This window comes from Paraburkholderia megapolitana (assembly GCF_007556815.1).
Classification (GTDB): Bacteria; Pseudomonadota; Gammaproteobacteria; order Burkholderiales; family Burkholderiaceae; genus Paraburkholderia; species Paraburkholderia megapolitana.
This window is the reverse complement of record NZ_CP041743.1, coordinates 1774552-1798298: the sequence shown is the minus strand read 5'-3', so window position 1 is coordinate 1798298 and position 23747 is coordinate 1774552. Positions and strand designations below refer to the sequence as shown.

General features: G+C 64.3%; 13 protein-coding genes and 1 pseudogene (1 of these 14 running past the window's edge). 7 read left to right on the top strand and 7 right to left on the bottom strand.

What is annotated here, in order from left to right; all coding sequences use genetic code 11:
- Nucleotides 1-43: 43 nt before the first annotated feature.
- Together FNZ07_RS07515 and FNZ07_RS07510 are read right to left on the bottom strand one after the other, a co-directional pair.
- On the bottom strand, nucleotides 44-1552 hold the full coding sequence (locus FNZ07_RS07515) for an MFS transporter (protein WP_091015074.1): 1509 nt from the start codon (nucleotides 1550-1552) through the stop codon (nucleotides 44-46).
- 172 nt (nucleotides 1553-1724) lie between these two features.
- Nucleotides 1725-2414, bottom strand: coding sequence for a FadR/GntR family transcriptional regulator (locus tag FNZ07_RS07510; RefSeq protein ID WP_091015072.1), 690 nt, complete (start codon nucleotides 2412-2414; stop codon nucleotides 1725-1727).
- Nucleotides 2415-2700: 286 nt separating this feature from the next.
- On the opposite strand from FNZ07_RS07510, the gene FNZ07_RS07505 reads away from it, so the two are divergent.
- The 3 genes and pseudogenes from FNZ07_RS07505 to FNZ07_RS07495 form a co-directional block, all read left to right on the top strand.
- Nucleotides 2701-3171, top strand: coding sequence for a universal stress protein (locus FNZ07_RS07505; RefSeq protein ID WP_091015070.1), 471 nt, complete (start codon nucleotides 2701-2703; stop codon nucleotides 3169-3171).
- 143 nt (nucleotides 3172-3314) lie between these two features.
- Nucleotides 3315-4634 (top strand): SUMF1/EgtB/PvdO family nonheme iron enzyme, encoded by a 1320-nt coding sequence (locus tag FNZ07_RS07500; RefSeq protein WP_091015068.1) that lies wholly within the window; start codon nucleotides 3315-3317, stop codon nucleotides 4632-4634.
- Nucleotides 4635-4709: 75 nt separating this feature from the next.
- Nucleotides 4710-5099 (top strand): annotated as a pseudogene (locus FNZ07_RS07495) (Clp protease N-terminal domain-containing protein); the annotation flags it as partial.
- Nucleotides 5100-5286: 187 nt separating this feature from the next.
- Here FNZ07_RS07495 and FNZ07_RS07490 read toward each other — a convergent pair.
- The 4 genes from FNZ07_RS07490 to FNZ07_RS07475 form a co-directional block, all read right to left on the bottom strand.
- On the bottom strand, nucleotides 5287-5682 hold the full coding sequence (locus FNZ07_RS07490) for a type II toxin-antitoxin system VapC family toxin (protein WP_091015062.1): 396 nt from the start codon (nucleotides 5680-5682) through the stop codon (nucleotides 5287-5289).
- Nucleotides 5679-5918, bottom strand: a complete 240-nt coding sequence (locus FNZ07_RS07485; RefSeq protein ID WP_211367909.1) for a type II toxin-antitoxin system Phd/YefM family antitoxin — start codon at nucleotides 5916-5918, stop codon at nucleotides 5679-5681. The genes FNZ07_RS07490 and FNZ07_RS07485 overlap by 4 nt, the downstream gene beginning before the upstream one ends.
- 194 nt (nucleotides 5919-6112) lie before the next feature.
- On the bottom strand, nucleotides 6113-6535 hold the full coding sequence (locus tag FNZ07_RS07480) for a DoxX family protein (protein ID WP_091015058.1): 423 nt from the start codon (nucleotides 6533-6535) through the stop codon (nucleotides 6113-6115).
- Between the two features lie 47 nt (nucleotides 6536-6582).
- On the bottom strand, nucleotides 6583-7281 hold the full coding sequence (locus FNZ07_RS07475) for a pirin family protein (RefSeq protein ID WP_091015056.1): 699 nt from the start codon (nucleotides 7279-7281) through the stop codon (nucleotides 6583-6585).
- Nucleotides 7282-7470: 189 nt separating this feature from the next.
- Here FNZ07_RS07475 and FNZ07_RS07470 point away from each other — a divergent pair, with 189 nt between their 5' ends.
- On the top strand, nucleotides 7471-8388 hold the full coding sequence (locus FNZ07_RS07470; protein ID WP_091015054.1) for a LysR substrate-binding domain-containing protein: 918 nt from the start codon (nucleotides 7471-7473) through the stop codon (nucleotides 8386-8388).
- A 56-nt stretch (nucleotides 8389-8444) separates the two neighbouring features.
- Here the strand turns inward: FNZ07_RS07470 and FNZ07_RS07465 are convergent, their stop codons facing one another.
- Nucleotides 8445-10007 carry a tannase/feruloyl esterase family alpha/beta hydrolase gene (locus FNZ07_RS07465; protein ID WP_170275685.1) on the bottom strand — a complete coding sequence of 521 codons (1563 nt, stop codon included), beginning with the start codon at nucleotides 10005-10007 and terminating at the stop codon, nucleotides 8445-8447.
- Nucleotides 10008-10896: 889 nt separating this feature from the next.
- On the opposite strand from FNZ07_RS07465, the gene FNZ07_RS07460 reads away from it, so the two are divergent.
- The 3 genes in view from FNZ07_RS07460 to FNZ07_RS07450 are tightly spaced (each overlapping or abutting the next) and all read left to right on the top strand, a layout consistent with a single transcriptional unit that may run on beyond the window.
- The gene (locus tag FNZ07_RS07460) at nucleotides 10897-14739 is read left to right on the top strand and encodes an SDR family NAD(P)-dependent oxidoreductase (RefSeq protein ID WP_091015048.1); all 3843 of its coding nucleotides are present in this window, start codon (nucleotides 10897-10899) and stop codon (nucleotides 14737-14739) included.
- Nucleotides 14739-22733: a hybrid non-ribosomal peptide synthetase/type I polyketide synthase gene (locus FNZ07_RS07455; protein ID WP_091015046.1), complete on the top strand. Its 7995-nt coding sequence runs from the start codon at nucleotides 14739-14741 to the stop codon at nucleotides 22731-22733. The genes FNZ07_RS07460 and FNZ07_RS07455 overlap by 1 nt, the downstream gene beginning before the upstream one ends.
- Nucleotides 22730-23747, top strand: the beginning of a protein-coding gene (locus tag FNZ07_RS07450) for a non-ribosomal peptide synthetase (RefSeq protein WP_091015044.1). 10214 nt of this gene lie beyond the right edge of the window; only the first 1018 of its 11232 coding nucleotides appear in the window; its start codon is at nucleotides 22730-22732; its stop codon lies off the right edge, out of view. The genes FNZ07_RS07455 and FNZ07_RS07450 overlap by 4 nt, the downstream gene beginning before the upstream one ends.

The following is a 23747-nucleotide window of genomic DNA, read 5'->3' as shown; positions in this document are numbered from 1 at the left end:
CGCAAAAGACACGTTGCGGTTCACCCCGCTTCGCTCCCCAGCCTCACTGCCGCCGAAACGTAATGCTGGCAATCCGGCGCACCATCAGCGCCGCCGCCAGCGCGGCAACGCCTGTCAGCAGCACACCGATGTGTATCGATTGCACCAGCACCTGCCGGGCCGCTTCGACGAGCGCTGGACCGTCGAGCCGTGCCCGCGCCAGTTCGGCAAGCAACGCGTCGCGCAGCGCCGGGTCGATCAGGATGCGCGGATCGGCGAGCTTCGGCAGCCACGCCGACGCAACCGGTTCGCCCAGCACCCGCAATGAATCCGCGACACCCGCGGCATAACGGCGATTCACGATCGTCGCCACGACGCTCGTGCCGAGCATGCCCCCGACCATCCGGGTCGATTGCAGCAGCGCCGTCGTGATACCGAAGCGCTCGCGCCCCGCGATCTCCTGGCCGAACACGTTCAGGTTGTTCAGGATGAAGCCGAGCCCGATACCGACCGCCCCCATCGCGAGTTCCAGCCACAGGTGCCGGGTAGTCGGCGTGGCGAGCGCAATACCGACCGACGCGGCCACGAGTAACGCAAAGCCAATCGAAAGAATCAACGTCGGCTTCGACAGATGGATCACGATGCGCGTGTTGATCAGGCTACCGAGCGCAATACACGCCGCAATCGGCGTCGCGAGCAGGCCGGCTTCTTGCGGCGACAGTCCGAAACCGCCTTGCAGCAGCAGCGGCGCGAAGAAAATCAGCGAGAACATCACGAAGCCCGACAGCAGCGACAACGTGAACAGCGTGACCAGTTGCGGGTCGCGGAACAGATCGAGCGGCACGATCGGATGCGTGGCGCGCCGCTCGCAGACGAGAAACGCAATCGCACCGAGCCCGACCAGCGCAGCCAGCACGAGGTTGCCCGTGGTCAGGCCATCTTTTGGCACAGCCTCGATGAAAGTCTGCAAGCCGCCCAGCACGAGCGCGACGAGCGCCGCGCCGGTCCAGTCGATCCGCACCTCGCCGCCGCCCACGCGCCGGTAAGCCGGCAGATGCGCCCAGATGAAGTACAGCGCAAGTGCGCCGACCGGCAGGTTGACGAGAAACGTCGAGCGCCAGCCGAAGTGCTGGCTCAACCAGCCGCCCAGCGATGGCCCGGCCGCCGTGCCGATGCCATAGGCCGCGGCCATCACGACCTGCCAGCGCACGCGGGCGCGCGGATCGGGAAACAGATCCGGAATCGACGCGAACGCAGTGCCGACCATCATGCCGCCGCCCACGCCCTGCAGGCCGCGCGCGATTGCCAGAAACGGCATGCTGGTCGCGACGCCGCACAGCACCGACGCCGCGGTGAACACGATCACCGCGGCGATAACGAAGCGCTTGCGGCCGAAGTAATCGCCGAGCCGTCCGAACACCGGCACCGTGACCACCGATGCAAGCAGATACGCGCTAGCGATCCATGCGTAGTACTCGAAGCCCTGCAGTTCGGAGACGATCGACGGAAGTGCCGTGCTGACCACGGTCTGGTCGAGCGCGACCAGCATGTTGACAAGGCCGATGCCGAGCATGGCCAGTAGCGCGTCGCGAAAAGGCAGGGGGCGGGAAGGATTCACGGGGGACAAACCTGGCGCGAGGCGCGAGAACGGATAAAAACGGAAGGTGGGTCGAGCCTGGGAGATGCAGATACCGGATGCGCTACCGACAGCCTCACGGCTCGCCGCGCACAGAAAGAACGTGCGGCTACGAGCCGAACATCCTGTCGCGTGCGTTTTCGAGGTGAACGCGCATCGCGTGGCCTGCCGCAACGGAATCTCTGGCACGGATCGCGTCGAGTACCGCGAGATGTTCGGCCTGCACGAGCCGTTGTCGCTCGACGGTTTTCACCAGCGACAGGTTGCGCGACAGGTTCATGCTGAACACGATCTGCTCTTCGATGAACGACATCACGGTGATGAAAAACGGGTTCTTCGATGCGCGGGCCACGGCCAGATGAAACGCGAAGTCATCCTTGGCTCCGATGCCCTGGGTCTCGATGATCCGCTCGAGTTCGTCCCACGCGTGCTGGATCGCCGCGATATCGTCGGCCTCCGCTTGCTGGGCGGCTAGCGCGGCCGCGCCGGCCTCGGTGACGATGCGAAATTCGTAGCAACGGCGGATGTCGGACAGCGTTTCAAGCGGGGCAAAGCGCCGCACATCCGGATCGGGGCGACGCGCGACCGTCGTACCCGAACCGTGCCGCGTCACGATGATGCCGTCGGCGCGCAAGCGCGCCAGCGCTTCGCGCACGGTCGGCCGGGAGGTATCGAAACGTTCGGCCAGCGCGTGCTCGGTGGGCAGACGGCCACCCTCCTTGTACTCGCCTTCGAGAATTCGATTGAGGATGTCGCTGTAAATCTTGTCGGGCAGGCCCAACGATTTGCGCTCGTTCATCGTCGACGGGAATCAGCTTGTCTGAATAGGTTTGGATTGTAAGGCAAACCGGCCCGATTTCCCGTCGAGAACTGCTTCAGTTAATCCTGTCGATATGCGCAAGAGCCAGTCGCAGCAAGCCCTGCGCGGTACCGCGGGGGCGCCGGAAAATTTGCTAAGCAAACGTTTGACATCCCGTGCGCGGCACGCTGCGCGCCCGTCGGCAATCATCTAAGCTGATATTGGCCGCACGCCACGCAGGATCGTCTGCGGATTTTCAGCTTTCCCTTTCGACGCGGAGTCTTTCATGTACACACGCATCCTCGTAGCCGTCGACGGCAGCCATACTTCGCGCCGCGCGTTCGACGCCGCGCTCGCGCTGGCGAGTGCACCTGGCGCGGTACTGCAGCCGTTCTACGTGATCGAGAACACACCGATGTATTACGAAGCACCCGGCTACGATCCCTCGGTGCTGCACAACCAGCTAGTCGAGCAAGGCAAGGAACTCGCCGACGACTTGACGAAGGTCATGCGCGAGCACGGCGTTGCCGGCGATCTCGCCACGGCCCAGGCTTCGTCGCTCGACGACGTACCCACGCTCGTACTAAAAGCCGCCGAAGCCTTCAAGGCGGACCTGCTCGTGATGGGCACGCACGGCCGGCGCGGCTTCCAGCGGCTGATACTCGGCAGCGTCGCGGAGCGTTGTGTGCGCCAGGCCACGTTACCGGTGCTGTTGATCCCGTCGGCAGCCGGTCATGACGACGACAAGACAGACTGACCCTGTCAGAATTTCAAACGCGTGGACAGATCGACATACGGAATGCGCTCGTTCGAATACCCGGCAAAGGTGTCGCCCCCGGGCACGTCTTCTGCAAAAAAGGTAAAGTTGAAAACCGTCCCCCCGCAAGGAGACCCGGCGACATGAAACGCGACCTTGCCGTCCAGCATCCGCTCATCCAACGCCTGATCGAAGCCCGTAATGTGACCGACGCGCTGTTTGCCGTCGTCAAACCCGAATTCCTCTATGACCGGCCGATTCGCGAGCGTCATCGCATCGTGTTCTACGTCGGCCACCTCGAAGCGTTCGACCGCAATCTGTTCGCCGAACGCCTGTGCGCTCTGCCCGCCTTCGCGCCGTCGCTCGACGCGCTGTTCGCGTTCGGCATCGATCCCGTCGACGAAGGTTTCCCGACCGACCAGCCGGCCGACTGGCCCACGTTCGACATCGTGCGCGACTACGCAGAACGCGCCCGCACGCAGATCGATCAGGCGCTCGCCACAATCGATTTCGAGCGCGACGGCATGGCGACCGGTTCGCCCGCGCAATTGCTGAACGTGGCGATCGAGCACCGCTTGATGCATGCGGAAACGCTCGCTTACATGCTGCATCAGTTGCCGCTTGCGCAGAAAGCGGCGCCGTTGTCCGGTCGCAATGCATCGCCGGCTCAGGCACGCGACGCCGTGCGCGCACTCGCCGCGCCAGCGATGATGAGCGTGCCCGCGGGTCCGACCGTGCTCGGTATCGCGAAGGAAAGTGGACAGTTCGGTTGGGACAACGAATTCGGCGAGCTGCGCGTCGATGTGCCGGAGTTCGAGATCGACCGGTATATGGTGACGAACGGCGAGTATCGCGACTTCATCGATGCGGGCGGTTATCGCGAGCGTGCATGGTGGAACGACGCGGACTGGGCGTGGCGGGAAGCGGAACAGATCGAACATCCGGTGGTCTGGTCGCGTGGTCATGACGACAGCGCTGATGGCAACGCGTGGACGCTGCGCACGATGTTCGACGATATCCCGTTGCCGCTCGACTGGCCGGTCTATGTCAGCCACGCGGAAGCCAGTGCGTACGCGCGCTGGGCCGGCAAGTCATTGCCGACCGAGGCGCAATGGCAGCGCGCCGCGCACGGTGCACCGCAAGGCGTCTCGGGTAACTTCGATTTTCGCAACTGGAACCCGCAGCCGGTCGATGCCCATCCCGACAACGTCAGTGCATTCGGTGTTGAAGGCCAGTTCGGCAACGGCTGGGAATGGACCGCGACGCAGTTCGACGCGCTACCGGGCTTCGAAGCGTTTCCGTTCTATCTCGGCTACTCGGCGAATTTCTTCGATGGGCAGCATTACGTGCTTAAAGGCGGCTCTGCGCGTACCGCGTTGTCCATGCTGAGGCCGTCGTTCCGCAACTGGTTTCAGGCGCATTATCAGCATGTTTATGCGGGGTTTCGGTGTGTGCGGGGTTGAAGGATTTAAGGCGCGAAGCCAGAACAACAAGAGGCAGAAAATAAGCGCAAGCTTGTCACTCGTAGTGGAGAACGTATGCTCTCGCGTGATCTGGAAACCAGCCTGCACCTGGCGTTCGTGAAAGCGAGCGCGGCACGGCATGAGTTCATCACGGTCGAACATCTTTTACTGGCCCTGCTGGACAATCCCACGGTAATGGGGGTGCTGCGCAGGCACGCGGTCAACATCGAAAATCTGCGTCAGAACTTACAGGAATTTCTTCGTGACAACGTACCGGTCGCTCCGGGAACGGACGAGGTCGATGTCCAGACCGCGTATGGTTTCCAGCGCGTAGTTCAACGTGCCATCGGGCGGGTACAGATCACGTCGGACGACGAGACGGAAGTGACTGGCGCAAAGGTGCTGGCGGCAATCCTCGATGAAAAGGATTCGCACGCGGCGTACTTCCTGCGGCAACAGAGAGTCAAGCTATCGGCGTGGTGAGAAAGTACCGGAGCCAATGGCTGGAATAGCCACGCCACCATATCTGCTCCCACAGGTACTCTCCTGCAACCGCGCAACATCGCGACGAGTCGATCGCACCTTCGATGAGCAACATTACGTGCTGAAAGGCGAAATTGAAATCAGACGTCTTGCTTCTCTCGTTTTCCTGTTACCAGATCGTTTTGACATGGGCATAGGCCCGTATTTTTTCGTCTTTGGTCACAAGCGGGACCGAAAACTTACGTGCGAGCGCAACGATCATCCGGTCAGCGGGGTCTTTGTGAAACTCGCCCGGTAACTCGACCGATTTGACTGCCGTTTCAGGATCGATCGGGATGAAGCGCACGGCCTCGATGGCAGATACCGTTGCGAGCCAACTCGCCACGTCCATCGACAGGACAAGCTTCTCCCGATCGACGAGCATGGCGATCTCCCAAGCCGAGATTGCCGAAACGATGATCTCGCCGCCGGCAAGTTCCCGGTCAATAGCGGCTCTCGCTTTCTTGCTCAGCGTCGGGTCAGCCGTCACCCACCACACCAGCGCATGCGTATCCAGCACGATCACTGCGCTGCCTCCCAATCACCTTCCGCGACCGGATCGGTTGGATTGTCGTAGCGCACAACCGAACCCCGCAGCACATCCAGGGGACTGCGCTCGATGCCCCCGAACGGCCGGACTTCGAGCACGGGCTTGCCGTGATCGGTCACGATGACGCTTTCGCCCGACGACTCGATTTGCCGGAAGAACTCAAGCGCTTTCGCCTTGAATTCGGACTTGGAAACCTGATTGTGATTCATAATTTGCCTATGGTCATTTGTCCATAGTCACAATCATAGCAAAAATGACTACCTAAACAAGTCATTTTTGACCGACCTCACGCAACGCCTTTGGCAACGTATGTGATGTCGACTCCCACGGGGACTCTCCTGCAATCGCGCGACGAGTCGATCGCACACCAGCTCAGGCAAGCGATCGCCTCGACGCACCCATCCGCCTAGCTCGCGCGCAGAGCCGAGACACGGGAAGCCACCCGACCGGTGAGCGCATCGAGACTGAATGCGCCGGCGCCAAACCACGTGATCTGCAGAAGGCCGCCCGCCATCATCACGTTCTTGAGGAAGTGAATCATCTGGTTTTGATCGGCGAAGTTGTGGTGAAACACCATCGCGGTGACCAGACAAAACACCGCCATCCCCAGCGATACGGCGCGAGCCCGATAGCCGGACAGCAGCAGCAAGCCGCCACCCAGTTCGGTCAGCACGGCAAGGACAAACGCGAGCGGCGGCACGGGCAGACCCATGGCCGCAATGTAGCCGACCGTCGCCCCATACGCTGCGAGCTTGCCGAGCCCGCTCATGACAAACGGCCCACCGATCAAAATACGACCTAACAACGGAATAAATTTGAAGCGTTCCATCACAATCTCCTTGAATGAATTTGCAGAGGTGGAATACGAAAGAGGAATTAGCCGGCGTCCACCATCACCAGCTCGGAATCTTCAAGAGCGGAAATCTGTGCCGCAGCGACATGCGTGATCGCCACGCCGTCGAGCGGCCCAACCAGTTCGCCATCGACTTCAATACGTCCCGAGGCCACGACGAGATAGGCACGGTGCGCTGAACCGAACGCGTATCGAACGCTTTCGCCTGCCTTTAGCAGCGCACCCAGCACCCGCGCATCGGCGCGAACAGGAAGCGCCCCTTCGTCGCCGTCGAACCCGCTGGCAAGAACGACGAAGCGCCCCGACCGATCGCGTTTCGGAAACGGCCGGGTACCCCATGCGGGTTCGCCACCGGCCTCACGAGGCAGCAGCCAGATCTGAAACAGCTTGAGCGGCGCGTCACCGCGGTTGAACTCGGCGTGACGGATGCCGGTGCCGGCGCTCATGACCTGAACGTCACCTGCGCGGATCGCACCTTCGGACCCCAGCGTGTCTCGATGACCGAGCAGGCCCTGACGGACATACGTGACGATCTCCATGTCGCGGTGCCCGTGCATCGGGAAACCACTGCCCACGGCGATCTCGTCGTCGTTCCAGACAATCAGCGGGCCGAGCGCGCCATGCGCGGGATTGCCGTCGGCGCTGACCGCGAAATGATGTTTCGCGCGCAGCCAGCCGAGATCCGCCCGGTCCAACGATTCCCAACGCCGATGTGTGAGCATGTCCGCCTCCGTTTTCCTGTCATCGCCAGCGCGATGCTTGCCACCTGGGTCACCTGGGCCACCTGCCGAATCCGGCACTGGTGGAATCGATGGAACGAATGCTATATTCGCAACGACGTTACGCCTAGATGCCATATCGGAACGCATTATTGCTCTGGATAGAACGATAAAAAGGAGGGAAAGCCATCCATGAACGCAATCACCGACCTCAACGATCTTTGGCTCTTCTCAGAGGTGGTCGAGCATGGAAGCTACACGGCGGCCGCGCGCAGTCTCGGTCTGCAGACCTCGAAACTGAGTCGGCGGATTCGGGCGCTGGAAGAAGAGCTCGGCGTCCGGTTGCTCAATCGCACGAGCCGGAGCCTGTCTTTGACGGAAACCGGGCGGCAGTTCCATCAGCATTGCCTCGCGCTGGTGGCGGAAGCAAAGGCCGCCCGGGATATCGTGGACCGGACCCGGTCCACGCCACAGGGGACCGTGCGCATCGCCTGTCCCGTGGCTCTGCTCGAGTCGGGCATCTCCAGGATCATCGCGCGCTACGTCGAGGACCACCCCGATGTCCAGGTTCTGCTGGATGCAACCAATCGCCGCGTGGATGTCGTGGAGGAAAGCCTGGACTTTGCCATCCGGGTCAGGCTTCCTCCGCTGGAGAACACCGATCTTGCCGTCCGTCAGTTGGGTCTGTCGATCCGCATTTTGGTGGCCAGCCCCGCACTGGCAGCACGCCATGCGCCGCCCAGTTCCGTCGAATCCGTGCAGAGCTGGCCCACGCTTTCGATGGCGAGCAGCAGCGAGCGATTTGTCTGGAATCTGGTCGACACCGAAGGGCGCGTGACGTCATGGGTGCATCGGCCCCGCCTCGCGACCGACGACCTGGCCAGCCTTCGGGTCGCGGCGCTATCTGGCGTCGGCGTGGCCTTGCTGCCGAGGGAACTGGTGGAGGCCGACCTCGAGGCCGGCCGGCTGCAGCACCTGCTACCAGATCTCGCCACTACGCCTGGCCTCGTCCACGCGATCTTCCCCTCACGTCGGGGCATGGTTCCGGCCGTGCGTCATCTGCTCGATGCGCTGGTTGCAGGATGCGCAGATTCGAAGTGGCAGCGCTAGGAGCATCAGGTTGAGGCTCGGTTGCGCCGCCGTGGGACCGTCACAGCCACGCCCGTTTAGCCCGGCACGCAGATATAGCTGGACGCCGCATTCACATCGCCGGCGCCCAGATAGTGCGGCACGAACGGATACGGGCAGTCCGGCAGCGACGACGTCACCTTGCCATTGGTGTCGAATTTCACGAGCAGCAGTTGCCCCGGCGGGATGTCGTACTCGACCCACGCAATCATCGCCCCGAGATAGTCGGTCTGATCGGGACCGTTGCCGCCGAGCACGTGACCCACGCCCGGCTCCAGATAGAAGCGCGCATTGCTCCCGGCGAAGCCGGCAAGCTGTACCACGGTTTTCCAGTTGCGCAGATGGTCGCGCGGGGAAATCAGCGGATCGGCGGCACCGTTGAACGAGATCATCTTTTTACCCGCCATCAGATATTGCGCGATAGCCGGCAGGTGGTGATCGGCGCCAATGTTTTGCAGCCCCGCTGCGATGATTGGATAGGACGCGTCAACATTGAAGTTCGCTTGCAGACTGCCGGGTACCGTCGGCGGAAACAGCCATTCCACGTTGCCGGTACCGATCGCTGCAAAGCCACCACCCAGTCCGCCGTATGCACCGACACCGAACATCGAGCCGAAATCCGCCCAGTTATAGCCGGCAAAAAGCAACTGGCCACTGCTTGTCGACAAGGGAGCAAGCAGGCGCTGCACGGTCTGTACCTGTGCGGGCGAAAGACACGTTGCCGCAGGCGCACCCGACGCGCCGCACTGCAGGGCCACTGGGCTGAAGGTACAGGCAGCAGGATTCAGGATCACGCCGTTGGCGTTGCCGCATTGCGCGACTGCCGCACTGTAGGCTGCGGTCCATTGCGCACTCGATGGCATGGCGGGTGAACCCGCAATCGTTGCCGTATGTAGCATCGCTGCTACCTGCGTGCCCATGTTCATGCTTTCATCGCCGGCGATGATGCCGTCGTAATCGCCCGGCAGATTCTGCGCGACAAGATAGGCTTCGCGGCCACCGTTCGATGCGCCATTGAAGTACGTATATCTCGGCGCCGAACCATAGAACGCGCGAATGACGGCCTTGGCGAAGTGAACCGTGATGCCGGTCGACGCATACGCGTAGTCCTGCAGCTCGGTCGTATTCGTCAGTAGTTCCGCAGGATTACCGGTGCGGTTGCCACCGTTCGATGCGGTATAGGCAATCCCACGCGCGAGCGGTTTGATCAACGGGAACTGTGCAGAGGTGGCTTCAACAGTTGGAATGCTCCCATCGAAACCGCCACCGCCCTGGTGCAGCAACCGGTTCGACCAGTTGTCGGGAAGATCGACCTCGATGTCGAGCTGGGTATTCGCGGCGCCGGTTGCGGAGATCTTGCAATAGGCAGGGTTGCCGCCTGCCGCAGCAATGCGCAGACTCGTTGTCACCGTAATGCCATTGAATTGCTGGCCGTTGATTTTCGTGCACTGTGTCGCGTAGTCGAGCGACTTCAACGCCGCCGGCGTCGCCAGCGATCCCGCGGCCTCCGCGTTGCCATAACCCAGGAACGCGGGCAAGCACCCGCCCACGGCCAATGCGATGGCGAGTCGCATGGCGTTACTTTCAATCCAGCTTTTCACGTTGATCGCTCCAGATGTAGGAATCCTATTTATTTCCGTCGTGGCCGGAGAGTCGAGTTCTTTGCTTTCGTCAGGATGAGCAGGATCGCTGCGCGGTGACGAAGAGGAGATCGGTAATCTGAAGGAACACATCCGCCTGATCGACCGGGCCGGGGCATTAATAAACCGTCCAGCCGTTCGGTCAATGTATGCAACGTTAGGATCGTTTGGGCGGAACGCCAAGCGGGGTTAACCCTTCGGCTAGCGAAATCGACGGTGCACGACGCTTTGCGAATGACCGTTCCGCACGCGGAAAGTCGTCGGATTCACCGCAAACATGCTCATGCACAAGTACTATATTCACGCACTATATGCATATACGCATATAAATTGCACGACATACGCCGAACGATGAAAATCTCATAGCGCCGACTCGCCCTCCCATGCAACTTGAACGGGACAGCGTTTTTCGCGTGTATCGCCTGCTGCGATGCGAGATGCATGTATGCATCTGTATCTCGGGAAATCCCTGGCGAATAATTCGATCGGCATTTCACCGCGTCCATTCAGACATCGATAAATCCACTCCGGCAATAGCAGATTGCTCATTCGGGTTGATTCGCCCTTACCCCATTCTCAAGACAAACGCCACCGCGCCCGCTTGAGCGCCAATGCCCGTCAAGCGGCAATGTCCCTCGTTTCTGGGGCAGACATCCCGCGCCAGGCCGCGTCTAATGGCCCCGCTGTCAATTGAATCGCGACGCAGTTCCTGTTATCCGGCCGCTAGAGGTGTGGCGTTTTTAAACAGGAATTGTGTGTGGGACAGTTCCCAAAAGCCACGCATGCCCCCCGCATATAAAGCATTGCATGGATGTCTGTCTGCGCATGATCGGCAAGGGGCAATTCAGGTATGTCATTACCATTATCCGGACCTTCACGGGTCGCCATAATCGGTGCTGCCTGTAGATTTCCAGGCGCTGAAAATCTGGCCGCATTTCGTGCGTTGCTAGCCGACGCGCGCGAGGCGGTGTCGACGATTCCCGCCGCACGTCAGGGGCTCGCGCGCGGCGCACAGCGCGCCGGTTTGCTCGCCGACGTCGAGCGCTTCGATCCCGAGTTCTTCGGCATCGCGCAGCGCGAAGCCGATCAGATGGACCCGCAACAGCGCCTGTTGCTCGAGCTGGTGGTGGAAGCACTCGATGCGGCTGGTCTGCCGCGCAAGGATCTCGCCGGCAGCCGGACCGGCGTCTATATCGGCATCTCCACATCCGACTACAGTCGCCTGCAGGTCGGCGGCAACGGCACCCTCGATCTGTATTCGGGTACCGGCAATGCGCTGAGCATCGCCGCGAATCGCATCTCATACGTACTCAATCTGGCCGGTCCGAGCTTCGCGCTGGATACGGCCTGCTCGTCGTCGCTGAACGCGACCCACCTCGCGGTACGCGCGTTGCGCGCGGGCGAGATCGATCTGGCGATCGTCGGCGGTGTGAACCTGCTGCTAGCCGGCGACCTGATGGAAGTATTCGCCAACGCGCGGATGCTGTCGCCGGACGGTCGCTGCAAGACCTTCGACGCGAGTGCCGACGGTTATGTCCGCGGTGAAGGCGGCGCCATCGTGCTACTCAAACGCGCCGCCGATGCCGCGCGCGACCATCACCCCGTGCTCGCCCTGATTGCCGGCAGCGCCGCCAATCAGGACGGTCGCAGCAATGGCCTCACCGCGCCGAGCGGTCCCGCCCAGGTGGCGGTGATCGAAGCGGCACTCGCCGATGCAGGCTTGCAGGCGAGCGACATCGATGCTGTCGAATTGCACGGCACAGGTACGCCGCTCGGCGATCCGATCGAAGCGCATGCACTGGCTCAGGCGCTGCGGGCAAAACGCGCGTCCGCTCTGCTGGTTGGATCGGTCAAGACCAATATCGGTCATCTCGAGTCGGCGGCCGGCATCGCCGGACTGTTGAAGGCAGCCGTGGCACTCGATGAAGGCCGCCTGCCGGCCAGCCTGAATTTTCAGCGCGTGAATCCGGAGATCGACCTCGATGCGCTCGGATTGCAGGTCGCCACAGCGACGACGCCGTTGTCTGCGCAAGACCGGCCTGCGCATATCGGCGTCAGCAGCTTCGGCTTCGGCGGCAGCAACGCGCATGTGATTCTCGAACAGGTCGCCGCGCAACCCGAACGCGACGGGCACGCGGTGCTCGACGGCGCGCAAGCCCAAATCTGGTCGCTGCCGCTTTCCGCTGCACATCCCGAGGCATTGCGCGAACTTGCCGCACGTTATGCCGATCGTATCGCGGGCCTCGCATCGAATGAATTGCACGACGTCTGCTATAGCGCAGCACGTCACCGCGATCATCTCGATCATCGGCTCTTCGCTCAGGGCGATCGCGCGAGCCTTGTCGCCGCGTTGCGCGCAGCGGCAGCCGGTCAAACCCACGATGCGCTGTGGCAAGGTCAACGCCCGGCGGCAGGACCGCGCAAGCTGGCCATTCTCGCCGACGACAGCGCACTCGACGACGGTCGCTTCGCGCTCGGCATGGTGCTCGCCGCGGGTGCCGGCAAGCAGGCCGTGAGCAAGCTCACGGGTCGCTGGGACCTGCTGCTGCAAGCCGCCGAGGCACCGGCTGGCCTGCCCGAGCGCATCCGTGTGCTGCATGCACGCGAACCAGCGCAGGCGCTCGCGTTGCTTTACGTGCACGGCCACGATCTGCGCTGGGAGCGTATCTACCCGCAGGGGCAGTTCACCGAGCTGCCCGCCTATCCGTGGCGTCGTCGTCGCTGCTGGTTCGCTCCCCTCATCGCTCAGGAGCAACCCGCAACAGCAACGGATTCAAACGCGCACAACCAGCACGCCTATCGGATTCAGTGGCGCGAACTGCCGAAGCTCGATGCCCAACCCGTCGCCACGACCGACGCGCAACGCTGGCTACTGGTCGGCGGCGGCGAGCTGGCCGAACAGCTGCGCACGCGCATCGAAGCCGACGGCGACCACGTCGTCACAGTCGGCGTCGAAGGTAATCTGGCCACGCGCAAGGCAACCGTCGCCGGGGCGCTCGCCACCCAGGGTCCGCAGTGGCGCGCCGTGCTGCATCTCGATGCGCTCGACAACCGCAGCCACGACAGCGCGCAATCGCTGTTCATCGGCGGCCTCGCGACCGTGCAGGCATTGATCGAGAGCGGCCAGCAACCGATGCGGTTGTGGTTCGCTACCCGCGCGTCCCAGGCAGTCGTTGCGCGCGCAACGCTCGACCATCCCGCGCAGGCTGTTTTGCACGGCATCGCGCGTACGCTGGCCAATGAAGCGCCGCATCTGCTCGGCGGCAGCATCGACCTGCCCGGCACCGCCGATCACGGCGAAGCGTCGGCGCTCCTGTACGAGGCGATACGTTCGCCTCGCGCAGAACATGAACTGGCCTCGCGCGATGGCGCCTGGTGGGCACCGCGACTACAGCGCGCACCGGTCGCCGCCGATATCGCCGTTCCCCCACTGGATGCCAACGGCGTGTACCTGGTCACCGGTGCCTTCGGCGCACTCGGTGAGCATTTGCTGCGCTGGCTAGTCGAGCGCGGTGCGCGTCGGCTTGCCTTGCTGGGTCGCCGCACTCCAGATGCGGCAGCGCTGCAACGAATCGAAGCGCTGCGCGCGCAGCAGGTCCGCGTCGAGAGCTTCCTCTGCGACGTCGGCGACGCCGATGCATTGCGCGCCGCGCTCGTCACTGCCGAGAAACAACTGGATGGTTCGCTGGCCGGTGTGATCCATGCCGCCGGCGCATTCGAAGGCGCATTCCTCGCGCAGATGACCGAGCAGCAGGTCGCCAAAGTGTTGAGTGGCAAAGCCGACGCCGCGCTGACGCTAGCCGATGCGTTGCGTGGGCGCGATCTGCCATTGTTCATGTTGATCTCGTCGGCGGCCGCGACCTTCGGCCTGCCCGGCAACGGCAACTACAACGCCGCCAACGCGGTGCTCGACGCCGTCGCCGCGCATCGTCGCGGTCAAGGCCACGTCGCGCTGGCGGTGAGCCCGGCACCGATCGTCGGTATCGGCATGGAAGCCACTGCGCCTGCCGCCTTGCGCGCTTACTGGCAGCGCCTCGGCCTGCAGCCATTGCAGGTCGATGGTGTGCTGCGGCAGATCGAACAGGTTCAGGACATCCATCATCTGCTGGCACTGCCGGTCGACTGGAAAGAGATCGCGCGACACGTGGGCGACACACCGCCGCCGCTACTCAGCGAATTGCTCGAGCCGGTCGCAGCCGTAAGCGCGAAACCCGTCGCATCGGATGCCGCACGCGCGCCGTGGCGCCAGTGGCTCATCGACGCGCCCACTGCGCAGCGCACTCATCTGCTTGAACAACGCATCGGTGAAATCCTCGGACGCGTACTGCATCTGCCGACGGGCGAGCGTCCCGATCCGGTGCTGGGTCTGCAGGAACAAGGCATGGATTCGCTGATGGCACTCGAATTCCACGACAACCTGCAACGCGCGAGCGGCTTGCAACTGCCGAGCACGCTCGCGCTGGAGACACCCTCGGTACGCAGCCTCGCCACGCGTCTGCTGGGTCTGCTGCTGCCTGCCGCCGATACCGCCGGTCACGCGCACGGAGCAGTGCCAGCGTCGTCACCGGCCATCGCCACCGCACGGCCATCGACGCTCGCCAACCAGCCGGTGCATGAACTGCTGTCCCTGATCGCGGGACTCGACGACGCCGAAGCCTGGCAAGAACTGATCACAGCCACGGGAGACGCCTGATGTCAGATTTGCCCTTGCTGAGCTCGATGCAGCTTGCGGTCGCGGCCTCACGTCTGCGTCAGCACAGCGCGGAAGCCGACGTGCTGGCGAGGGAGCCGATCGCGATCGTCGGGCTGGCCGCGCGTCTGCCGAACGGCACAGCCGACGCGAACGAAGACCTCGATGGCTTCTGGCAACTGCTTGCCGCCGGTCGTCCTGCAACGGGCAACCTGCCCGCCGAACGCCACGAAGAGTTCGGCGACCTGGCGGGATTGCAAGGTGCTTTCCTGCGCGCCGTTCACGATTTCGACGCACCGCTGTTCCGACTGTCGCGCCGCGAAGCGACCTCGCTCGATCCGCAGCAGCGATTGCTGCTCGAAGTCGCGTGGGAAGCGCTCGAATCAGCCGCGATCGCCCCCGACCGTCTGCGCGACGCGGCCGAGAACACCCGCGTCGGCGTCTACGTCGGCCTCGGCTCAGGCGACTACGGACAGTTGCCGCTCGCGAGCGGTAACTTCGATGCCGTCGACAACCTGTTCGGCACCGGCAACGCCGCTGCGTTTGCCGCTGGCCGGCTTTCCTATCACCTCGGACTCAGCGGTCCGGCGATGACAGTCGAAACCGCCTGTTCGTCGTCGCTGACCGCGCTGCATCTGGCGTGTCGCGCGCTACGCGGCGGCGAGTGCGAGATGGCGATTGTCGGCGGCACGCATCTGATTCTGGCGCCGTTTGCGCGGCGCTATTTCCAGCGCATCGGCGCCCTCGCGCCCGACGGTCGCAGCAAGACATTCGCCGCCAACGCCGACGGTTTCGGCAACGGCGAAGGCTGCGTCGCGACCGTGTTAATGCCGCTCTCGCAAGCGGTACGTCACGGTTATCACATCCACGCGTTGATTCGCGGCACCGCGCTGAGCCAGGATGGCGCGAGCGGCGGCGGCCTCACCGTGCCGAGCAAATCTGCACAGGAACAGGTCATCCGCACCGCGCTGCAAAACGCCGGTCTGCAACCCGACGATATCGACTACGTCGAAACGCACGGCACCGGTACCGACCTCGGCGATCCGATCGAAGTGTCCGCGTTGCAGTCGGTATTCGGCACAGCGAGCCGGCAGGCACCGCTGCACATCGGTGCAGTGAAAGCGAACATCGGCCACACCGAGGCCGCCGCCGGACTGTGCGGGCTCGCCAAGATCGTGCTGTCGCTGCAGGCCCAAACGCTGCCGCCGCAACCACCGATCGCCGCGTTGAACCCGCATGTCGACTGGGCGCGCAGTGTCGCGTCGGTGGTGCGTGCAAGCACAGCATGGCCGCGCCAGCAACGGCCGCGTCGCGCCGGCTTGTCGGCCTTCGGTCTGTCCGGCACCAACGCGCACGTGATCATCGAAGAAGCGCCCGAGGTCGCCGTGCCGCGCGCGGAGATTGACCGGCCGCGCCATCTCTATGCGCTCAGTGCGCGCAGCGGCGAACAACTCGCCGACCTCGCACGCCGCGCCGCCGCCGACCTCGCGCGCGAACCGCAAGTGGCACTAGCCGATATCTGCTTCGCCGCAAATGCAGGCCGCGCCCGGCACCAGGTACGCGCCGCGCTACACGTCGACAGCCATGCGTCCCTGCGCGAAGCGTTGCAACAACTCGCGGCGACTCCCCCCGCCGCCAGCAAACCGCGCGCTCAAGGCGTGGTGTTCCTGTTGACCGGCCAGGGCAACCCCAGCCCCGGCGCAGGCGCTGTGCTATATCGCACGCAACCGGTATTCCGCGCGGCCATCGACCGCTGCGCCGCGCTGCTCGAACCTTCGCTCGACCTGCCGTTGCAGCGTCTGCTGTTCGACGCAGAAAACAGCGTGCTCTTGCAACAGACCCGCTACGCGCAACCGGCCACCGTCGCACTGAGCTGGTCGCTGGCGCAACTGTGGGCGGACTGGGGCATCCATCCCGTCGCGATGCTCGGCCACAGCCTCGGTGAATACAGCGCGGCCGCAATCTCCGGCATGGCCAACATCGACGAGATCCTGCCGCTGGTCGCGGCACGCGGCACGCTGATGCAGGAACACGCGCCGGCAGGTCGCATGCTGGCCGTCGCAGCACCCGCCAGCAGTGTCATCGATCTGGTCGAAGCGGAGCCCACGCAACTTGCGCTCGCAGTCGATAACGGCGAGCGCAATTGCGTGCTCGCCGGCAGCGCGACCACCATCGAGCGCGTCGTCCAGCAACTCGCCGCGCGCAAGATTCGCAGCCGCGCGCTCGACACCAATGCCGCCTTCCATTCGCCGCTAATGGACAGCGTGCTCGAACCGTTGCAGGCGCTGGCCGCCCAGGTGAGCTGGCGCGCGCCCGCCGTACCGGTGATTTCCAATCTCAGCGCGCAGGCACACGAACACGCACCGGACGCCGCGTATTGGGCACGTCACGCACGCGGCTCGGTGCGCTTTCGCGAGGGTCTCGCCACGCTGCTCGCCCAGGGCCATCGCACGTTCCTCGAACTGGGGCCGCGTCCGGTGCTAAGCACGCTCGGCGAGAGCAGCGCGGCGCCCGCGGACACCCTGTGGTGCAGCAGCCTCAACGGTAGCGAGGACGACTGGCAGGGTGTGCTGGACAGTACCGCCGCCCTGTACACGGCCGGCATCGATGTGGACTGGGTTGCCTTCGATCGCCCCTATCGCCGTAGTCGCACGCCGCAATCGCCTTCGTCCTTCGCACGCAGTACCTACAAACTGGTCCAGCCGAGATCCGCTCCCATGACAACTTCCGTTTCCGGGCGCAACGCCGTAGAACCGACAGTCGCCGCCGATGAGTCCGCGCGCATCGCCACGATCCAGGCCGAGCTCCGCACACAGGTCGCTCAGGCGCTAGGTGAACCCGAACAGGCCGTAACCGGCGACCGGCCATTCGTGGAAATGGGCGCTGACTCGGTGGTACTGGCCGAAGCGGTGCGTGCGATCCAGACACGCTATAGCGTGAAGATCGGTATCCGCGAACTGCTCGGCGAGCTCAATACGATCAATCGACTGGGCGCGTTTCTCGCGACGCAGAGCGTGCCGGCGCCGGCACCGACACTCATCGCCCAGGTAGCAGTGGCACCGGTACCAACGGCGGTATTCACTGCACCGGCGGTGCCCGCTGCACCGTTGCTGGTCGCAGCACCAACGGCACCGGTAGCACTGGCACATTCCACCGGCATCGAAAGCCTGTTCCAGCAACAACTGACCTTGGTGCAAAGCGTGATCGGCGCGCAACTGGCGGCGCTCGGTACGACGGGCAGCGCGGCCGCCGCGCCAGCGGTGGCGAGCGTGAGCAACACGATCACGGTACCGCCGCCGCAGCAGTCACACCCTCATCTCGCGCAGGTCGCACCAGTGGCAGCGGCAGTCGCACCTGCACCCGCACCGCAACTTGCAACACCGATCGCAGCCACCGCACAACCCGCCGCCGCCACTGCCACGTCTCATTCCGACCCACGCCAGGCCGCCCATTTCGATGCCTTCGCGAAGCGCTATATCGCTCGCACGGCGGAATCGAAACGGCTCGCGGGGCTGCGTCGCCAGCACTTCGCCGACGTGCGCGCGTCGGCTGGCTTCCGCCCTTCAATGAAGGAGCTGCTCTACCCGATCACCGGCGAGCGCTCGAAGGGGGCGCTGCTGTGGGACGTCGACGGCAACGAATACATCGACATCTCGATGGATTTCGGCGTGAATCTGTTCGGTCATGGCGCGCCGTTCATGCAACAGGCCGCACACCGACAGATCGATAACGGCATCGCGCTCGGACCGCGTTCGCCGCTCGCCGCCGAATGCGCGAAGATGATCTGCGAACTGAGCGGCATGGATCGCGTGCTGTTCTGTCAATCCGGCAGCGAGTCGGTCATGACCGCCGTGCGGTTGGCGCGTTTGCTGCGCGGGCGCGATCGCATCGCGACGTTCCGCAAGTCCTATCACGGGCACTTCGACGGCTTCCTCGGCGATCGCAGCGCGTACGGCGACCAGACCGAACCGGCCGCGCCGGGCATTGCGCAGAGCTTCGTCAACGACCTGCTCGTGCTGGACTACGGCAGCGACGAATCGCTCGAAGCGATCGCGCGCCAGGCCGACACGCTGGCCGCCGTGCTCGTCGAACCGGTGCAGAGCCGCAACGTCGGCATGCAGCCGCGCGAGTTCCTGCAACGTCTGCGCGAACTCACGAAGCGCCACGGCATCCTGCTGATTTTCGACGAGATGATCACGGGGTTCCGCACCGCACCGGGCGGTGCGCAGCAGATCTTCGGCGTCGAAGCGGATCTCGCCACGTATGGCAAGACGATCGGTGGCGGCGTGCCGATGGCGGCGCTCGCCGCGCGCGGCAATCTACTCGATGGCATCGACGGCGGACAGTGGCAGTTTGGCGATACGTCGGCGCCGAATCCGTACATCACCTTCTTCGCGGGCACGTTCAACAATCATCCGCTCGGTCTCGCGCTGTGCCACTCGGTGCTTACCGAACTGAAGCGCCGCGGCCCTTCGTTCCAGGAAAGCCTGACCGAACGCACCCACGAACTCACGGAGCGCCTCAATAGACGCCTCTCCGCAATCGACGCACCGCTGTCGCTGACTCACTTCGGTTCGTTGTTCCGCTTCAAGCATGCGGGCAACCTGGACCTGCTGTACTACCACCTGCTGTATCGCGGCCTGTTCGTCTGGGAAGGCCGTAACTGCTTCCTGTGCGACGCGCACGGCGAAGCGGAGATCGACGCAATCGTCGAGCGCACGATGGATGGTGTGGAAGCCCTGCGCGAAGGCGGCTACTTGCCTGGCGCAAAGCCTGCCACCGCAGTACCCGTGCCAACACAACCGCTGAACTCGCCGCTGAACCTGCCGTTGTCCGACCAGCAAAAGCAGATCTGGATCGCCTCGCAGATCGATCCGGCCGGCGCGCTCGCGTATGTCGAAACCGTCAGCATGGAACTCGAAGGCCGGCTCGATGCAGCCGCACTGCAACGCGCGCTAGGCCGCCTTGCTGAGCGCCACGAAGCGCTGCGCACCACGCTCGACGGCGAGAACGACCGGCAAACCGTACATGCCTCGCTGCCGGTGCCGCTGCGACTCGAGACGAGCGACGAACGCGATGCCTGGCTCACTGCCTTCCAGGCCGAACCGCTCGATCTCAGTCGCACCGGTCCGCTACAGGTCGGCCTGCTGCAACCGGCGAGCGGACCCAGCGTGCTCGCGATCCGCGCACACCATGCGCTGATCGACGGTATCTCGCTCGGACTCGTCGTCGAAGAACTGTCGACCTTGCTGCAGAACCCGCACGCCGAACTGCCGGCAGCACTGCCGTTCCGCGAACATCTACGCGCGATTGCCGATGCCGACGACACCCAGGCGCTCGCGTTCTGGCAACAGCGCATCGCCGAAGCACCGGCCCCGCTGCCGCTGTCCACGCTCGGATCGATGCAACAGTCGCGCTGGCAAGGCGCACGCGTGCGGCTGCCAGTACCGGCAGAGGTGAGCACAGCCCTTGGCAAGCTCGCCGGCAGCCACGGCACCACCATCTTCACCGCCGCGCTGGCCACGACGCTGAGCCTGCTGCATGCGTCATACGATCGCGACGATGTGCTGATCGGCATCGGCGCTCATGGCCGCAAACATGGTCACGAACGGATGGTCGGCCAGGCCGCGCAGGTGCTGCCGTGGCGCTCGCGTCTCAAGACCGGCATGCGCTTCGACACGTTGCTGCGCGAGGTCGATGCACAGTGGCAAGGACTTGGCGAATACCAGGCGTATCCGGTCTCGCGTCTGCTCGAACAGGTGCTCGGCAACGAACAGCGGGCGGGCGCGCTGAACGTCATCTTCAACATGGATCACACGCGTCACACCGAATTCGCCGGGCTGCCCGCCCGTCTGCTCGATGCGCCGGTGGCCGGCGCGAAGTTCGAACTGTCGATCAATCTGCTGCAAACGCGCCAGGGCTGGCTGCTCGATCTCGACTACAGCAGCGACCGCTACGAGCGCGAACAGATCGAGCGCATCGGTCGACGCTGGCTCGATTGGGCAGGCCGCGTGGCTACCGATCCGCATCTCGAGTTGGAACGCGCCGTCGCACTGCCCGCCGAGGAACTGAACAAGGTCCTCGCAGCATTCGCCACCGATGTCGCGCCGCCGCCAGCCGCCGACTTCGTCCAGTTGTTCCGCGAGCAGCTGGCCCGCGCACCGCAGGCCATCGCGATTCGCGACCAGCAGCGCGAATACGACTACGCGACGCTCGATCGCGCTGCCCGCGTCCTCGCAAAACGTCTGCACGCTCACGGCGCAGGCGCGGGGCGCATCGTCGCAGCGGCGCTGCCGCGCTCGGCCGAACTCGTGACCGCCGTGCTGGCCTGCTTCTATGCCGGCGCAGCGATTCTGCCGATCTCCGGCGACGAACCGAAAGCGCGCCGCACGCAGATCTTCGCAACCGCGCAACCGGCGGTCGTGCTCACTTTGGCCGCCACAGCAACCGACCTGATCGATCTCGAGATCCCGGTCATCGCACTCGAATCGCCGTCCGCGCTCGCCGCCGCGGTTGCACAAGAAGACTTCGAGCCGCTGCAGAGCACCGCTGGGCAACTCGCCTTCGTGATCTATACGTCTGGCAGCACCGGCGTACCCAAGGGCGTCGAGTGCACGCGCGACGGTCTGGCGCGCCTGCTTGCGTGGAACATCGACCAGTACGAGGTCGGCCACGGCGATACGGTGCTGCTCAGTTCGCCGACCACGTTCGACGTCGCGATGCTCGAAATCTGTCTACCGCTCGCGAGCGGTGGCCGCGTCGCCATCGTGGCGCCGGAGCAGCACAGCGATCCGCAGTATCTGGCAAGGCTCATGGTGGCCGAGCAGGTCACGTTCGCGTTTCTCGTGCCGGCGCTGCTCGAGCTGATCGTGCGTCAACCCGAAATGAAAGAATGCCGTTCGCTGCGCCATCTGCTGGCCGGCGGCGACACCGTGCCCGCCGATCTGCGCGATGCGGTCCTCGCGCTCGGGCTGCCGCTCAAGTTTCACAACGCGTACGGTCCCACCGAGACGACGATACTCGTCAGCCAGTTCGATTGCCTGCCCGGACAAACCGAACACTACGTGCCGATCGGCTACGCGCCGAAAGGCACGTGGTTCCGTATCGTCGACAGCCGCAATCGCCCGGTCGGCGTCGGTATCGAAGGCGATCTTTTGATCGGCGGCGAACAGTTGTCGCGCGGCTATCTCGGCGACCCGGAGTTGACGCGACAACAGTTCGCGACGGACCCGCTGGGTCGGCCCGATGCGCGCATCTACCGCAGCGGCGATCGCGCGTGCTGGCGCGAGGATGGCGCAGTGATCCACCGCGGTCGCGCGGATCGTCTCGTGAAACTGCGCGGTCAGCGCCTTGAGCTGGGCGAGATCGAAATCGCGTTGCGCGCGCATCCGCAGATCGGCACGGCCGTGGTCGACCTGCTCGCGGACCAGACCCTGATCGCGTGGTACGTCCCGAGCGATGTGCTAGCCAACGCGCCGATCGCCGCGTTGCGCGATTACCTCGCCAGCAGGCTGCCGGCCTATATGGTGCCCACTCACTACCTGCATCTGCCGGAGCTGCCGCTCATGAGCAGCGGCAAGGTCGATCGCGCGGCGTTGCCTCGGCCGGCCGAAGCGGTCCCGGCCGCGGTGTCGGATGCATCGCCGCTCGAACGCGAACTGCTCGACTACATACATCGCGAACTGCAACTCGCACCGGGCGGCACGACCGAGAACTTCTTCGCCGCCGGCGGCCAGTCGCTGTCCGCAGCGAAGCTCGTGAGCTGGGTCCGCCAGCACTGGCAGATCGAGTTGCCGCTCAAGCAGTTCCTCGCCGAGCCCAGCGTGCGCAGCCTCGCCATCGCCATCGAAGCCGAGCGTGCCCGCGCCGCCGGTGGCGCGCCCGCGTCCGCCGGCATCATCCCGATCCGCTCCCGCGCGCAACGCCGCGTGCGCCGCGATGCCGCCCTCGAGGGCGTGCAGGCCATCGAGTCTTCCAATAGCGAGGTGAGCCAATGAGCGCTCGCATCGATGAAACGGTATCCACGAACGACATCCTGCTGTTCCGCGCCTCGCCGGCGCAACAGCGGCTGTGGCTGCTCGAGCAGCTGCACGACGGCAACAGCCAGGACTACCTGATCGCGGGCGCCCTGCGACTGCATGGCCCGCTGTCGACGCAGGCGCTCAAGCTCGCGTTGAACGACTGCGTGGACCTGCACGAAAGTCTGCGCACCGGCTTCATCGATATCGACGGCACGCCCTGGCAGGCTGTCGAGCCCGAGCTGGAAATCGGCCTCGTCGAACACGATCTGCGCGCGCTGCCGGCAGCGGAACGCATGCCCACCGCGTTGCGCATGGCGCGCGAAGCAATTGAACGCAACTTCGATTTGCGCAATCCGCCGTTGTTACGCGTGCAACTACTGCGGCTCGAAGCCGATGACTGGCTGTTGAGCCTGTGCATCCACCACATCGTCTGCGACGGCTCTTCGCTGGTCCAGTTGCTGACCGATATCGCGACGGCTTATACGCACCGCCTCGACCCGTCGCAGCCCGCGCCAAAGCCGCCGCGTGTGCAGATGGCCGACTACGCGGAGTGGCAATGCGAGCAGCTCGAAACACCGGCTATGCACGCACGGCTCGCGTTCTGGCAACAACGTCTGCGCGATGTGCCCGACCTCGCATTGCCGCTCGATCATGCGCGACCGGCCGTGCGCGCGGCACGCGGCGCGCGTGTCGAACTGAGCTTCGATGCGAACTTGCGGCAGCGCATCGAACAGGCCGCGCGCGCGAGCAACGTCACGCCGTTCGCGGTACTGCTCGGTGGCTGGGGCATGATGCTGGCCCGCTGGAGCGGGCAGCGCGATTTCGCGATCGGCGTGCCGATCACCGGTCATGGCGAAGCAACGCTCGATGGTGCGGTGGGCTTTTTCATTGAAACGGCCGCGCTGCGCTTTCAGTTCGACGATGCCGCCGATATGCGCACGCTGTGGCGCAACGCCGCCGAGACCTGGCGTGAAGCGATGGCGCAAGGCG